The organism is Pontimicrobium sp. MEBiC01747, assembly GCF_053601635.1.
On sequence record NZ_JBSHNS010000094.1, the window covers coordinates 1 to 15946 of the forward strand.

Annotated in this window: 12 protein-coding genes and 1 pseudogene; all 13 read left to right on the forward strand. The window is 31.8% G+C overall.

Translation table 11 applies throughout. The features are described 5' to 3' along the window. A pseudogene (locus ACVC2P_RS01805) lies at window positions 1-632 on the forward strand (hypothetical protein); the annotation flags it as partial. After that, on the forward strand, window positions 632-1330 hold the full coding sequence (locus ACVC2P_RS01810) for a DNA alkylation repair protein (RefSeq protein WP_452596774.1): 699 nt from the start codon (window positions 632-634) through the stop codon (window positions 1328-1330). The pseudogene ACVC2P_RS01805 and the gene ACVC2P_RS01810, both read left to right, overlap by 1 nt. A 146-nt stretch (window positions 1331-1476) precedes the next feature. Next, on the forward strand, window positions 1477-3687 hold the full coding sequence (locus ACVC2P_RS01815; protein WP_452596775.1) for a RelA/SpoT family protein: 2211 nt from the start codon (window positions 1477-1479) through the stop codon (window positions 3685-3687). A 92-nt stretch (window positions 3688-3779) separates the two neighbouring features. Further along, window positions 3780-4241, forward strand: a complete 462-nt coding sequence (locus ACVC2P_RS01820; protein ID WP_452596776.1) for a Fur family transcriptional regulator — start codon at window positions 3780-3782, stop codon at window positions 4239-4241. Between the two features lie 5 nt (window positions 4242-4246). Next, the gene (locus ACVC2P_RS01825; RefSeq protein WP_452596777.1) at window positions 4247-5518 is read left to right on the forward strand and encodes an adenylosuccinate synthase; all 1272 of its coding nucleotides are present in this window, start codon (window positions 4247-4249) and stop codon (window positions 5516-5518) included. A gap of 478 nt (window positions 5519-5996) precedes the next feature. Next, a complete protein-coding gene (locus tag ACVC2P_RS01830) occupies window positions 5997-6491 on the forward strand; it encodes a hypothetical protein (protein WP_452596778.1) in 495 nt (164 codons plus the stop codon). A 133-nt stretch (window positions 6492-6624) separates the two neighbouring features. Further along, complete coding sequence (locus tag ACVC2P_RS01835; RefSeq protein WP_452596779.1) at window positions 6625-8484, forward strand: OstA-like protein; 1860 nt, start codon at window positions 6625-6627, stop codon at window positions 8482-8484. Continuing rightward, a complete protein-coding gene (locus ACVC2P_RS01840) occupies window positions 8485-9669 on the forward strand; it encodes an aspartate aminotransferase family protein (RefSeq protein WP_452596780.1) in 1185 nt (394 codons plus the stop codon). A 195-nt stretch (window positions 9670-9864) separates the two neighbouring features. Next, window positions 9865-11247: a tetratricopeptide repeat protein gene (locus ACVC2P_RS01845; RefSeq protein ID WP_452596781.1), complete on the forward strand. Its 1383-nt coding sequence runs from the start codon at window positions 9865-9867 to the stop codon at window positions 11245-11247. Between the two features lie 176 nt (window positions 11248-11423). Further along, the gene (locus ACVC2P_RS01850) at window positions 11424-12431 is read left to right on the forward strand and encodes a DUF368 domain-containing protein (protein ID WP_452596782.1); all 1008 of its coding nucleotides are present in this window, start codon (window positions 11424-11426) and stop codon (window positions 12429-12431) included. Next, window positions 12431-13450, forward strand: a complete 1020-nt coding sequence (locus ACVC2P_RS01855; RefSeq protein WP_452596783.1) for a DUF368 domain-containing protein — start codon at window positions 12431-12433, stop codon at window positions 13448-13450. The genes ACVC2P_RS01850 and ACVC2P_RS01855 overlap by 1 nt, the downstream gene beginning before the upstream one ends. Then, the gene (locus ACVC2P_RS01860) at window positions 13443-14180 is read left to right on the forward strand and encodes a shikimate dehydrogenase family protein (RefSeq protein WP_452596784.1); all 738 of its coding nucleotides are present in this window, start codon (window positions 13443-13445) and stop codon (window positions 14178-14180) included. The genes ACVC2P_RS01855 and ACVC2P_RS01860 overlap by 8 nt, the downstream gene beginning before the upstream one ends. 134 nt (window positions 14181-14314) lie before the next feature. Further along, a partial coding sequence (locus ACVC2P_RS01865) for a DUF349 domain-containing protein (RefSeq protein WP_452596785.1) occupies window positions 14315-15946 on the forward strand: 1632 nt, incomplete at its 3' end.

Here is a 15946-nt window from a genome sequence, read left to right on the forward strand (position 1 = left end):
CACATGAAGATTATTATAAATGTTGGCTCCCAACTATAGAATCTGAAATTGCTGTATTTTTTCCTAATGAGGATAAAAAAACAAAACGGATAACAAGAGTTTATCTTCCCATAAAAGTAGAAGCCAAAACATGGCATAAAAGAAAACAAGCTAAATCTAAAAAGAAACCTTTTTCAACATTATTTAGAGTTAATTTTTACGAAAACAATAATGGTGAACCTGGAGAAGTATTAACCTACGATAAAGTTGTCTTTATTGCAACCGAAGCAAACGAGAAAATTTATGATCTAGATGTTAGCAAATACGATATTTTTATCCCTAAATCTGGCGCATTTATATCATTACAAGTTTTAGGTTATACAGATAAGAAAGGAAAACTCATTCCAAATAAAAAATATCAAGAAATAAAAACTAAAAGGGGGATTGTAAAAGTATCTACAACGTTTAGACCCCTATTACCTTTTACAGATAAAATCCCTGCTAAACGCACCTATGTAAAACGTATATTTTTAAATGGCAATAAATGGGTTTTATATGATAAGAAAAACATAAAAAAATCCAACTTACTACTCTCTGGGTTAAATAACTACGGAATAGGTATAAAAATGGAGGTTTATAAAAAAGAAGACTAATGACATTAGATGTTGTTTTAAAAAAACTTCACAATTTAGCACAACCAGAAAAAGTAGTCTTTAAACAACAAAAATTTGGAGTTGTAGCCAATAATGCACTAGGCATTTACCATAAAGACCTTAAAGTTTTAGCTAAAGAAATAGGTAGAGACGATAAATTAGCAGAAACTTTATTTAACACAAATATTTACGAAGCTAGGTTATTATGTAGTAAACTATATAACCCTAAAACTGTAACAAACGCCCTTTTAGAGCAGTGGGTTGTAACTTTCGAAAACTGGGAAATAACAGATTCTTTTGCTATGGGCTTAGTTGCAAAGAGTAATTTTGCCATCCCTAAAATTTTAGAATGGACTAAGCGCGAACAAGAATTTCAAAAACGAGCTGGCTTTGCAACCATAGCCGCATATTGTATGGCAGATAAATTTGCTGATAATGCTATTTTTGAAGACTTTATATCTATTATTGAAATTAATGTTACAGATAATAGACTTTATGTAAAAAAAGCTGTGAATTGGGCTTTACGTAATATTGGTAAACGTAATAAAGATTTAAATACTTTAGCAATAGCCGCTGCAAACCGTATTCTAAAAAACAAAAATAAAACGGCACAATGGATTGCAAAAAACACATTAAAAGAGTTACAAAATGAAAAAACTAACATACTAGACTATCCCAGAACCATTTACAGACCCTAACTACATCTCACCAAATAAATGGTCCTAAAAAAATGAATATTGAAAATTAATAAGTTATTATTGTCTAAGAATTACTGTAAGAATTTCTTTTAAATAAAAACACATGACTTGTTTGTGAGTTAAAAATTTTACACTATTTTTAATATATGACCGAAGTTGAAATTGAAAATGAAAATGCAGCTATTGCTAAAGCCTACAAAAAACTTTTAAAAGTAAGCTATACAACGCTATCCGATGAAGATAAAAAGTTAATTCGTAAAGCTTTCGATGTCGCTGTAGATGCACACAAAGAACAACGTAGAAAAAGTGGAGAAGCCTACATCTTCCACCCTATTGCTGTGGCCACTATTGTTGCTTCAGAAATTGGCTTAGATGCCACCTCTATTGCTGCAGCATTATTACATGATGTTGTAGAAGACAACGAAGATTATTCCATAAAAGATATAGAACGTCTTTTTGGAGAAACTGTAGCTAGAATTGTAGATGGATTAACAAAAATATCCTCTTTAAAAAAGGATACCGATGTTTCTTTACAAGCCGAGAATTTTCGTAAAATGTTACTAACATTAAACGATGATGTTCGCGTTATAATTATTAAAATCGCAGATCGTCTCCATAATATGCAAACTATGGACTCCATGCGTGCAGATAAACAGGTAAAAATTGCTAGCGAAACCCTATACATATATGCACCTTTAGCACACAGAATTGGGCTCTATAACATAAAAACAGAACTAGAAGATTTAAGTTTAAAATATACAGAGCCAGAAATATATAACGACATATTAAACAAAATGCAAGAAAGTAAGCAAGAGCAAGATGCTTACATTCGAGAATTTAATAATGTTATAAAAACCTCATTAGACAAAGAAAATTTAACCTATGAAATTAAAGGGCGCCCAAAGTCTATATTTTCAATAAAACGAAAAATGGCAAAACAAGGCGTATCTTTTGATGAGGTATACGATAAATTTGCCGTTAGAATAATCTATAAAACAGATACCGAAAACGAAAAGTTTTTAGCTTGGAAAATTTATTCTGTAGTTACAGACCACTTTAGGCCTAACCCAATTCGCCTACGTGATTGGATTTCGTCTCCAAAATCTACGGGTTACGAAGCCTTACATATTACTGTAATGGGACCTAAAGGACGTTGGGTAGAAGTACAAATTCGTAGTGAGCGAATGAATGAAATTGCCGAAAAAGGTTACGCAGCACACTACAAATATAAAAACGATGATAAAGAAGATAATTTAGATGTTTGGATTAATCGCTTACAAGAAGCCCTAGAAAACCCAGAAACAAACGCTGTAGATTTTGTAGAACAATTTAAATTAAACCTTTACTCTAAAGAAATATTTGTTTTCACACCTAAAGGAGATTTAAAATCGTTACCAAAAGGCGCCACACCTTTAGACTTTGCTTTTAGCATACATACACAAGTAGGTATGAAAACCAGAGGCGCCAAAGTAAACGGTAAATTGGTTCCATTAAGTCATGAGCTTAAAAGCGGAGATCAAGTAGATATTTTAACTTCAGAAAACGCAAAACCAAACCCAAACTGGTTAGAGTATGCAACAACCTCTAGAGCTAGAAGTAAAATAAAATCGTTACTTAGAGAAGAAAAGAAAGAAATAGCAGAAGATGGTAAAGAAATTTTACGCCGTAAACTAAAACAGTTAAAAATAACACTTAACGAGAAATCTGTTAATGAAATGGTTAACCATTTCAAATTAAAAACAAGTCTCGATTTATTTTATCGTGTAGGCATTGGTACTATTAGTAATCCAATGCTAAAAGAGTACGCAGCATCTAGAAGTAATGCCCTTGTAAGTTTTATTAAAAATAAAATTAATCGTAAAAATAGTATTTCTAAAGAAGATTTAGACAAAGACGAAATTACAAACAAATACGATTTACTTGTTTTTGGTAAAGAAGAAGAAAAACTAGACTATAAATTAGCAACCTGTTGTAACCCAATACCAGGCGATGCCGTTTTTGGTTTTTTAACCATAAATGAAGGTATAAAAGTGCACAAAAAAAATTGCCCAAATGCACTAAGTATGCAATCTAATTATGCATACCGCATTATGCAAGCCAAATGGATAGATTCTTCGCAACAAGAATTTGCCGCACAAATAGCACTTTCTGGAATAGATAATTTAGGTCTAGTTAATGATATTACACAAGTCATTTCATCTAACATGCATGTTAACATGAATAGTATTAGTTTTCAAAGTGATGATGGTATATTCTCTGGAAAAATAAACGTTATTGTAAAAAACAGAGCCCTATTAAAAAAACTTATGGAAAACCTTCGAAAAATAAACGGAATAGACAAAGTAACCCGCGCGTAACCCCCGTTGTTAATAACCTGATGATAATACAGTTCTGAAACTAATAAATAAATAGAGCATACCTAAAAAAAATATGTAAATTTGCCACGATTATGAGTGCAGATATAGAAACAAAAAACCAAGAAATTGTAAAAAACGTATTTACTGCTTTTTTAGAGGAAAATAGCCATAGAAAAACACCAGAACGTTACGCAATTCTACAAGAAATTTACAATAACGAAGAACATTTCGATATAGAGTCTTTATACTTAAATATGAAGAACAAAAAATATCGCGTTAGTAGAGCTACATTATACAATACCATAGAGTTACTCTTAGATTGTGGTTTGGTTAGAAAACACCAATTTGGTCAAAACCAAGCACACTACGAGAAATCTTACTTTAATAAACAACACGATCATATTATTCTTGGGGACACAGGCGAAGTTATAGAATTTTGCGACCCAAGAATACAGTCTATAAAGAAAACAATAGAAGAGGTTTTTGATATTGAAATCACAAAACACTCGCTCTACTTTTACGGAAACCGAAAAACAACAACAAAAAACAACTAACTACAATGGCGGTAGATTTACTACTAGGTTTACAATGGGGAGATGAAGGCAAAGGAAAAATTGTCGATGTATTAACCTCCAAATACAACATTATTGCGCGTTTTCAAGGTGGGCCAAACGCAGGACACACCTTAGTATTTAACGGTAAAAAACACGTATTACATACTATTCCTTCAGGGATTTTTCATGACGAAGCAACAAATTTAGTTGGTAACGGCGTCGTAATAGACCCTGTAATATTTAAAAAGGAATTAGATAAATTAGAAGAACAAGATGTAGATTACAGAAAGTCGCTTTTAATATCTAGAAAAGCACACATTATTCTACCAACACACCGTTTACTAGATGCAGCGAGCGAAACCTCTAAAGGGAAAGCTAAAATAGGTTCTACGTTAAAAGGTATTGGCCCAACATACATGGACAAAACAGGTAGAAACGGGTTACGTGTTGGAGATTTAGAATTAGATGATTGGAAAGACAAATACAGAGCTTTAGCAAATAAGCACGAAGCCATGATTGCCTTCTATAACGTAGACATACAATACAATCTAGAAGAATTAGAAACAGAATTTTACGAAGCGGTTAAGGTTTTAAAATCGTTAACATTTATAGACTCTGAAGAATACATATACCAAGCACAAAAAGCAGAAAAATCTATACTAGCAGAAGGCGCGCAAGGCTCTCTATTAGATATCGATTTTGGGACCTACCCATTTGTAACGTCGAGTAATACAACGGCAGCTGGAGCTTGTACAGGTTTAGGCGTAGCTCCAAATAAAATTGGAGATGTTTTTGGTATTTTTAAAGCCTATACAACGCGTGTAGGTTCTGGACCATTCCCAACAGAATTGTTTGATGAGGATGGGGCAACTATGGCAAAAGTTGGGCACGAATTTGGAGCAACAACAGGACGTCCTAGACGTTGCGGTTGGTTAGATTTAGTAGCCCTTAAATATGCTTGTCAAGTTAATGGTGTAACACAGTTAATGATGATGAAAGCCGATGTATTATCTGGTTTTAAAACATTAAAAGTATGTACAGCTTATAATTATAAAGGAGAGACCATTTCACATTTACCATATAATATAGAGCCAGAAAACGTACAACCAATATATACAGACTTTAAAGGTTGGGCAGAAGACCTAACCGAAATGAGTGAAGCATCTCAATTACCAGCAACACTAAATGAATATATTGCCTTTTTAGAAAAAGAATTAGAAATTCCTATCACAATAGTATCTGTTGGACCAGACAGAAAACAAACTATATTTAGATAAACTCTAAAAACATAATTTAAAAAACCTATTGGAAATTTCCGATAGGTTTTTTTATATCTTAGAACCAACCAAAATATCCCTATCGCTATTTATGAATTTAGAGCCGCTTAATTTCAACCCTTATAATATTATTATAATTGCAGGTATAATACATGGAGTCATCTTTAGTATTATATTATTAATAAACAGAAAACTCAAATCTAAAACTAACAATTTTCTAGCACTTACAGTATTATCTTTATCCTTAAGTAACTTACAATATATGTTTATGGACACAGTTTTTTTAACAGAGCAGAAAACTAACAAATGAGTTAATACAACTATATGGCTAACCAACAAGTAACCGTATATAACAACTACAAAGCAACATATGGTTTACAACCATAGTTATAGATATGTAATAATAGAGACACTTATATAAAAATAGCAACTACTAGTAGTTCTCCTTCTCCTTAAAGCACATGTAATTAATAAAAAAATGAAAAAAATTTCAATACTTATAATTATAACAATTCTATCATTATCCTGTAAAGAAGAAACAGAAAAAGAAATGATAGAACAATTCGCTATTGACTTATTCAATAATCAAATTAAGCCAGAAACTATTGTAGAAAAATACATCTATATTTCAAAAGAGCTAGATACAAAAATACCATACAAAAAACGAAAACAAGGCTATGCTGAATTAATTAAAGAAACTAGAGCAGGAAAAGGTATAGATGGAGTTTGGGTCTATCCTAATATACGCTTGAAAGCTATAAAAACGCCCAAATCACATTTATACAAAGAATACAGTAATTTAAGCAGTGTAAATATTAATAATATAGAAACTATTAAAGATAGGGTTTATGTAATATTAAACACTAAAAAGACAAAGATTCTAGCATACATATTGTTAAACGAAACAAAAAACAAAATACTATCTTTAAGTCTTTTAGGAAAAGACAATACAGCATACTTTATTCAATTATAATTATAACCCTAAACTAAATAACATATTTAACGTTCTTGTTTTTAGGTTAAAATTAAGATAAACCTAGATTAAAAATATCTTAATACACAATGTCAACTCATTATAATCATTATTTTTGCTCAAACTATAAATTTTGAAGCATATTAAATTCCTATATACCATTGTTTTTGTTTTTGCATTTACCATACTAAACAATGCACAAGCACAACAACGCAAAAACATAGAAATAAAAGACTCTGGAGCTTTTGGTTCTAAAGACGAAGCAAAATTCCCTGGAGCAAGCATACTAACACGAAGCGATGCAGGGCAAGTACACGTATTTCATGATGGTATAGACATGTGGTGCGATCAAGCAGTTTTATATGGCAAAGAAAACTTTGTAGAAGCCTACGGTAATGTTCTCATGAAACAAGGAGACACTATACAATTGGTGGCTAAGTATGCAGAATACAGTGGTAAAACAAAACTAGCATTTGTAAAAGGAGAAGTCGTATTAACAGAACCTAGCTCTACCTTAACTACCGAAAAATTGTATTTTGACCGTGCAAAACAAGAAGCCTATTATAACGATTTTGGACAAGTGGTTAGAGACTCCTCTGGTACCATAACAAGTACAGTAGGCCGTTATTACATGAATGCGAAAAAATACCGCTTTTTAAATACCGTTAAATTGGTAAATCCAGAATATGTACTAACAACAAATCAATTAGATTTTTATTCAGAAACAGGACACGCCTACATGTATGGCCCATCTAAAATTGTTGGAGAAACTAGTACCATTTATTGCGAACGTGGTTTTTATGATACCAATAACGATACAGGCTATTTTATTAAAAACTCAAAAATTGACTACGACAATAGAGAAGTTAAAGGAGACAGTATGTATTTTGATCGTAAACGAGATTTTGCATCAGCCTCAAACAATATTAAAATTACAGATACCATAAACAATAGTATTATAAAAGGACACTATGCCGAGGTCTACAAATCTAAAGACTCAACCTTTATAACCAAACGCGCTTTAGCCATTTCTGTGCAAGAAAAAGATTCTATTTACATGCATGCAGATACTTTAATGGTAACAGGAAAAGAAAACAACAGAATTACTAGGGCCTATAGAAATGCAAAAATTTACAAATCGGATTTAAGCGGTAAAGCAGATTCTGTACATGTAAATCATCAAACTGGGTTAACCAAATTTATAAACCTAGCTAAACTAGCCCCTAAAGACCCTTTTGCCCCACCAAGAAAACCAGTGCTTTGGAGTATAGAAAACCAAATAACTGGAGACACAATACATTTAAAATCTAACCCAGAGACAGAGAAACTAGACTCTTTAATAGTATTTAACAATGCCTTTTTAATAAGTAAAGATACTATAAGCGATGATGGTTACAGTCAAATAAAAGGGAAACGACTTGTTGGATTATTTGATAAAAACAATCAATTAAGTAACGTTAATATCTATAAAAATGCAGAGTCCATTTTCTATTTAAGAAATGAAAAAGACGAATTAATAGGTATTGACAAAGCCACATCGGCTAATATAGAAATGCTTTTTGAAAATGGAGATATTGTAATATACAAAAGGCTTTTTGAACCTGGCGCCAAAACTTATCCAGAAAAAGACATCCCTGTTAATGCTAGAAAATTAAAAGGATTCGATTGGAGACCAGAAGAACGTCCAAAAAGTGTAGAAGACCTTTTTAGCGACGATCCACCATTAAATTTACCAACTATAAAAGGCTTAGCCCCTTTTGTTCCAGAAGAAGAGTTTTTTGATGAAGCCCTATTAAAACGTGTAGAAAAAGCAGATGCCGAAAGCAAACCCAAAATAAGAGTTGGAGATACAAAAGAAGTAAAACCCGCAAAAGCATCAAGACAAATTCCTGAAAAATTTGTAAACCCTAAACTAAAGAACAAACCATTATTAAAAACAGACACAAAACCAAAAACTAAAGATAAAAAGCCTATTATTTCAGCGAAAGAATAAATGACTAACGATTTCTTTAAATACCAAGCGCAAACAACACCACATCCGCTAGCAAAAGAAATTTCGCATGCAGAGGGTTCTTATATATTTGATACTAATAATAAAGCCTATTTAGATTTTGTTGCAGGTGTTTCGGCTTGTAGTTTAGGGCACAGACACCCAAAAGTAGTTTCAGCTATAAAAGCACAGCTAGACAAGTATTTACATGTTATGGTTTACGGGGAATACATACAACAACCCGCCGTAGAACTTAGTAAAACGTTAGCAAAACATTTACCCGCCCCTTTAGAAAAGACCTATTTGGTAAACTCAGGAACCGAAGCTATAGAAGGCGCTATAAAACTAGCACGTCGTGCAACAGGAAGAAGCCAAATAATAGCCGCACATAATGCCTATCATGGCAATACTATGGGATCGTTAAGTTTAATGGATTATGAAGAACGCAAAGCACCATTTAGACCCTTATTGCCAGACGTAAGCCATATTACCTTTAATTACGAGCCACATTTTAAACACATTACAACAAAAACAGCCTGTGTTATCTTAGAAACCATACAAGGAGGTGCAGGCTTTATTGAACCAAAAAATAACTACCTAAAAAAATTAAAAGCACATTGCAAAACCGTAGGAGCACTTTTAATACTAGACGAAATTCAACCAGGTATTGGAAGAACTGGCACCCTATTTGGTTTTGAAAACTACAACTGTACTCCAGATATTCTAGTAACAGGAAAGGGGCTTGGAGGAGGAATGCCTATAGGCGCCTTCACTGCATCAACACAACTTATGGAGACCTTACAAGACAGCCCAAAATTAGGTCATATAACCACCTTTGGAGGCAACCCAGTAATTGCAGCTGCAGCATTAGCAACCCTAAAAGAAGTGACAGAAAGTGACTTAATGTCACAAGCCTTAGAGAAAGAACAATTAATAAGGCAACATCTACAACACCCACTAATTTCAGAAATTAGAGGAAAAGGATTAATGTTAGCTGCCATAACACCCACGGCAGAAGTAGCCAACCAGGTTATACTAGAAGCCCAAGACCATGGATTAATCCTTTTTTGGTTATTATTTGAAGCCAAAGCCGTACGCATCACCCCTCCATTAACTATTTCTAACGAAGATATCATTAAAGGCTGTGGCATTATTATTGCTATTCTTAATAAAATTGAGCATAAATAAGCTTCAAGTAACACTTTAATTATCAAGTAAAAAACATCAAAAAAAAGCTTTCAATCATAGAGTTGTTGATTACTTTGTTAAAAACATTGTCTAAAACAACACTAAAAAAAGCAATGAGAACGTTACATTTATTATGAAGTTATACGTTTAATTGATTAATAGTGCTATTACAATTAAATCCTAGAAAACGTGCCTATGGAATTTAGTCAAGACAGAAATAACAACTTATCGTTAACAAAATTTGAATCGATGCTAAAAACAAACAATGTGTTGTTTTTTGACTCGAACGAATTTGAAAACATAATACATCATTACCTTAATCAAGGTAAAGTAGCGCTTGCAAAAAAAGCTATAAAACTAGGGTTAGAACAACACCCATCCTCTATAACATTAAAACTTTTTAAAGTTGAAATATTTGTTTTTGAAAACAAACTAAAAGAAGCCAACATACTCTTAGATGAACTACATGATTTAGAACCTACAAACGAAGAAGTATACATACAGAAAGCAAATATTCTATCTAAAGAAGACGATCACGAAAAAGCAATTGAAGTTCTTAAATACGCATTACAATTAGCAGACGACAATGCCGATTTATACTCTTTAATTGGTATGGAGTATTTATTTCTAGATCAATTTGAAAATGCTAAAAGTTATTTTATGAAATGTCTTGAGGAAGACCTCGAAGACTATTCTGCTTTATACAACGTTATATATTGTTTCGATTTTCTTGATCAAAAAACGGAAGCAATAACCTATTTAAATACTTATCTAGACAAGAACCCATACTGCGAAGTAGCTTGGCACCAATTAGGAAGACAATATTTTGAATTAGAACTCTATTCTAAAGCATTAAATGCTTTCGATTTTGCTATCATTTCAGACGATACTTTTGTTGGAGCGTACCTTGAAAAAGGAAAAGTGTTAGAAAAACTAAAACGTTACAACGAAGCTATAGAAAACTATAGCATTACATTAAAACTAGAAGACCCAACCTCTTTTGCCTTATTAAGAATAGGAAACTGTCATGAAAAATTAGGTCAAGAAGATTTAGCCGTTCAATATTATTATAGAACAGTACATGAAGATCCATTATTAGATAAAGGTTGGATTGCTATCACTAAATTTTATAGTAGAAAAAAGAACTATCAAAAAGCACTCTATTACATTAACAAAGCCATAAATATAGATAGTGAAAATGTTATCTATTGGAAACTATATGCGCAAATAAACCATAAATTAAACTTTCTTGAAGAAGCAGAACGTGGACATAAACGCGCTATAGAATTAGGTAATTACGAACTAGACACTTGGTTAATTCGCGGAGACCTTTTAAATGAATTAGGAGAACCAGAAGCAGCCACATTTAATCTAATACAAGCAGCAGAATTCTACCCAGAAAATGCCGAAATAGAATTTCGTTTGGCAGGATTATATTTTACTTTATTAGAAACAGAAAAAGCAACATATCACCTTAAAAACGCGATGCGTTTTAATCCAGATCATATTATTATTTTAGAAGAACTTTTTCCAGAAGTATACCACTCCACTACAGTAAAAAAATTACTTAAAAACTAAATATATATTATTTAGTTTTTAAGTTTACAATAATACTCAATACAAATAGTTTGCTTTTTTTATTCAAAAAAAAAACAGGCCTTCTTAAACAAAAATTTAACCTTAAACAAAACTAAGGGTATAACTAAATTTGCATACCTTTGAAACATAACTAATCGAGAGTTTTTTTTAAAAATATGCAAAGACGTTTATTAGATTATTTTATTATTGCATTAAAAGGTGTAGCAATGGGTGCTGCAGATGCAGTCCCGGGAGTTTCTGGAGGAACGATAGCTTTTATATCGGGTATTTACGAAGAACTAATAACAACAATAAGTAACGTAAACTTATCCTTATTTAAAACACTTCGACAGCAAGGAATAAAAGCATTTTGGGCACAAATAAATGGTAATTTCCTTTTAGCATTATTATCTGGTATTATTATCAGTTTTGTATCATTCATGCGTCTAGCAAAATACTTAATAGAATATCATCCAGTATTAATTTGGTCTTTCTTTTTTGGGTTAATAGTTGTAAGCATCTATTTCATTGGAAAACAAATTACCAAATGGAATTTATTAACTGTAATAGCATTAATTATAGGTGCTGGTATTGCTTTTTACATTACAAGTCTACCATCATTAGCCGCAAATACCAATCCTTATTATCTGTTTTTTGCAGGAGCTTTGGCCATTTGTGCCATGATATTACCAGGTATATCAGGATCATTTATATTAGTAATACTAGGAGCATATAAAACATTAAGTGATGCCTTTCATAATTTCGATATAAAAAAAATAGCCATATTTGCAGTAGGAGCATTAGTTAGTTTATTAAGTTTTAGCCATGCCTTAAAATGGTTATTTAAAAACTATCGTAATACAACATTAGCAATACTTACTGGGTTTATTTTAGGATCTTTAAATAAAGTTTGGCCATGGAAAGAAACCCTATCTGTAATGGATGATGCCACAGGAGCTATTGTACCATTCTCTACTGTTTCAAATTTAGGAACACTATCAGTATTTCAAAAAAACACCAATAACTTTGAATCCTATAAAACAGTAATGGAACAAAGTATTTCTCCATTTACTTATTCTAAATTAAACACTACAGAGCATCAACTAACATTTGCTATTATATTAATGATCACAGGATTTTTAACTATTTTCATACTAGAAAAAATAGGAAGCAAAACAAAATAATGCGAAACACTAGAACAGTAACAGATAAACTTTTTTTAGTCTTTAAAGGGCTGGCCATGGGAGCGGCAAATAAAGTTCCTGGGGTTTCTGGAGGTGTCGTAGCTTTTGTAGCTGGTTTTTATGAAGAATTTATTTATTCTTTAAAACATGTAAATGGTACTGCTTTTCGTTTATTATTTAATGGACGCTTTAAAGCCTTTTATAAATACATAAATGGCTCCTTTTTAAGCTTATTATTTCTAGGGATGATAATTAGTTATTTTAGTGTTTCTAAAATTTTAGACTACCTCATTCAACACTACCAATTATATGTTTGGAGTATATTTTTCGGAATGATAATAGGCTCCATTTACTACATGAGTAAAGACTTTAAAGATTGGAGACTTACAACCATTTCAGCATTATGTATTGGGGCTATATTGGGTTTAAGTATCAGTTTTTTAGATCCAGCAATGGGAAATGACAACTTATGGTTTGTTTTCTTCTGCGGAATCATTAGTGTCTCTGGCATGACTCTACCAGGCTTTTCTGGCTCTTTCATTTTAATTTTACTAGGCAACTATGTTCTACTATTAGTAGACTCTGTAAATGCTTTATACGATACTGTATACGAAGTTTTCGGTGGTAATTTTAGTTTTACAGAAAATGCAGAACGTATAAGAATGCTAAAAGTACTTGCTTCATTTACCTTAGGCTCTGTAGTAGGACTCGTTAGTTTTTCGCATGTTTTAAACTATATTTTAAAACACTATAAAAGCATAACCATGACCTCCATTATAGGTTTTATTATTGGCTCTTTAGGAGTTGTATGGCCATGGAAAGAAACAATTTATAAAACTCAAGATAACGGACAATATATATTAGACTCTACAGGCAAGCAGATTATAGAGAATTATAAACGTTTTATTCCCGAATTAAATACAGAAACAGGATTGGCAATACTATATATTATATTAGGAATAGCCATTGTATTAGGTCTAGAACTCTACGGTAAAAAGATGAAAAAACACAATGCGTAAATTTGGTTTAATAGGAAGAAATATAGATTATTCTTTTTCAAGAGAATATTTTAAAGAAAAGTTTAAAAATGAAAAGATAACCGATGCCACCTATGTAAATTTCGACTTAGAGGTCATATCTCTTTTCGATATACAAACAAGGCAAACCCCAAATCTATCAGGATGTAATGTTACCATTCCATATAAAGAAACAATTATACCTTATTTAGATAAACTTAATAAAACTGCAAAAAAAATAGGTGCTGTAAACACTATTAAAGTTAGTAAAAAAGGGAAATTTATAGGTTACAATACAGACTATTATGGCTTTAAAAAAACATTACAACCGCATTTAAAAAAACACCATAAAAAAGCTTTAATCTTAGGCACAGGAGGAGCCAGTAAAGCAGTAGCTTACGCCTTAAAGCAACTAAACATAAAATATAGTTTTGTCTCTAGAACAGCTTCAAAACAATCAAAATACACCTACAATACACTTTCTATAAAAAACATTACAAAACATACAATACTAATTAACTGTACACCATTAGGCACGCATCCAGACGTAGATGCTTGCCCTAACATTCCATATGAAGGAATTACAGATAAACATATTCTGTTCGATTTAATATATAACCCAGAAGAAACTATTTTTTTGAGTTTAGGAAAACAACTTGGCGCAACAGCTATTAATGGGTATAAAATGTTAGAATTACAAGCCGAAAAATCATGGCGCATTTGGAATAAATAGATTAGTAATAATTAAATAAAAATGATTACTTCTTCTTTCATTATTTATTTAAAATCATGTATATCGTTATAAATAATGAACTTTTACTATCTTTAACGTCTAATTTTTTGAAAAAACCTTAAACATTTAATAAAATGTCAGAGCAAGATAACCTGCAAAATGCAGATGGAAAAAACGAAGTTAACGAGATAGAAAACATATCTAAAGATACCGTTTCAAACGATCAAGAAACATCGCAAAACCCTACGAATGAAACAACTACCAACACAGAAGACACATCTACCGAAACAGAAAAGTCTTTAGAAGTTGAAACCTCTGCAAGCATAGATGATGCAGTCATTAATGAAATTGACGATGCAAATGCAGAAGATGCAGAAGACGAAGGAAATAGCGAAAGACATACTATAGAAGAGAAAGATTACCACTCAATGTCTTTAGATGAATTAGTTATCGAGCTAGAAAAATTAGTAAAAAACGAAAAAGTACAAGCCATTAAATCTCATGTTGATGGTATAAAAAATGAGTTTAACACTAAATTCAACGCATTACTAGAAGAGAAAAAAGAAGAGTTTTTATCGCAAGGTGGAAATGTAATCGATTTTCATTACAGTAATCCATTAAAACGCAGTTTTAATGACACTTTTAAAGAATACCGTTCTAAACTAAATGCACACTACAAAGGCATAGAAAAAAATCTTAAAGATAATTTAGAAACTAGACTACAAATCATAGAAGACATAAAAGCATTAACGGCTAATGATGAGTCTATGAATACAAAATATAAGCAATTTAAAGACATTCAAGAACGCTGGAAAAATGCTGGACCTATACCACGAGACAAGTATAATAATGCATGGAATAGTTATCACTTTAATGTTGAAAAGTTTTATGATTTATTACATTTAGATAGAGACCTTAGAGATAAAGATTTTGCACATAACCTTGATAAAAAAACAAAAATTATAGAGCGTGCAGAAGAATTAGCTCAAGACGATAACATTAATAGATCCTTTAGAGAGTTACAAGTATTACACAAGCTTTGGAAAGAAGACTTAGGACCTGTATCTAAAGAACACAGAGAAGTTATTTGGGAGCGCTTTAAAGCAGCAACCAAAGTTATTAACGATAAAAGGCAAGACTATTTTGCTAACCTAGACAAACTATACGAAAAAAACCTAGAAGTTAAACATGGTATTATTGCTAAGATTGAAGAGAAATCTAATGAATCTATTAAGTCTCATAGTGGGTGGCAAAATGCTATAAAAACGATTGAAGCACTTAGAGAAGAATTCTTTAAAGCAGGTAAAGTACCTATTAAAGTTAATGAAGCCACTTGGGCTAAATTTAAAGATGCTGTAAGAAACTTTAATAAAAAGAAAAATGCTTTTTATAAAGATTTAAAGAAAGACCAATTTGCTAACCTTGAAAAGAAATTAGCTTTAATAAAAATAGCTGAAGACAATAAAGACAATGAAGACTTTGAAGCGACAACGCCTTTAATGAAGAAAATTCAAGGCGATTGGAAACGTATTGGTCATGTGCCTAGAAAAGATAGCGACAAAATATGGAAACAATTTAAAACAGCATGTAATGCTTATTTCGATCGTATTCATGCAAAACGCAATGCTGCTAGTGAAGAAGAAGAAAAAGCATACACAGAAAAAGAAGCCCTTTTAGCAGAAGTTAAAACTGTAAAACTGGCTGGCGAACAAAAAGCAGATTTAGCCACAATAAAAGACTACATCTCTAAATGGAAAGCTATTGGG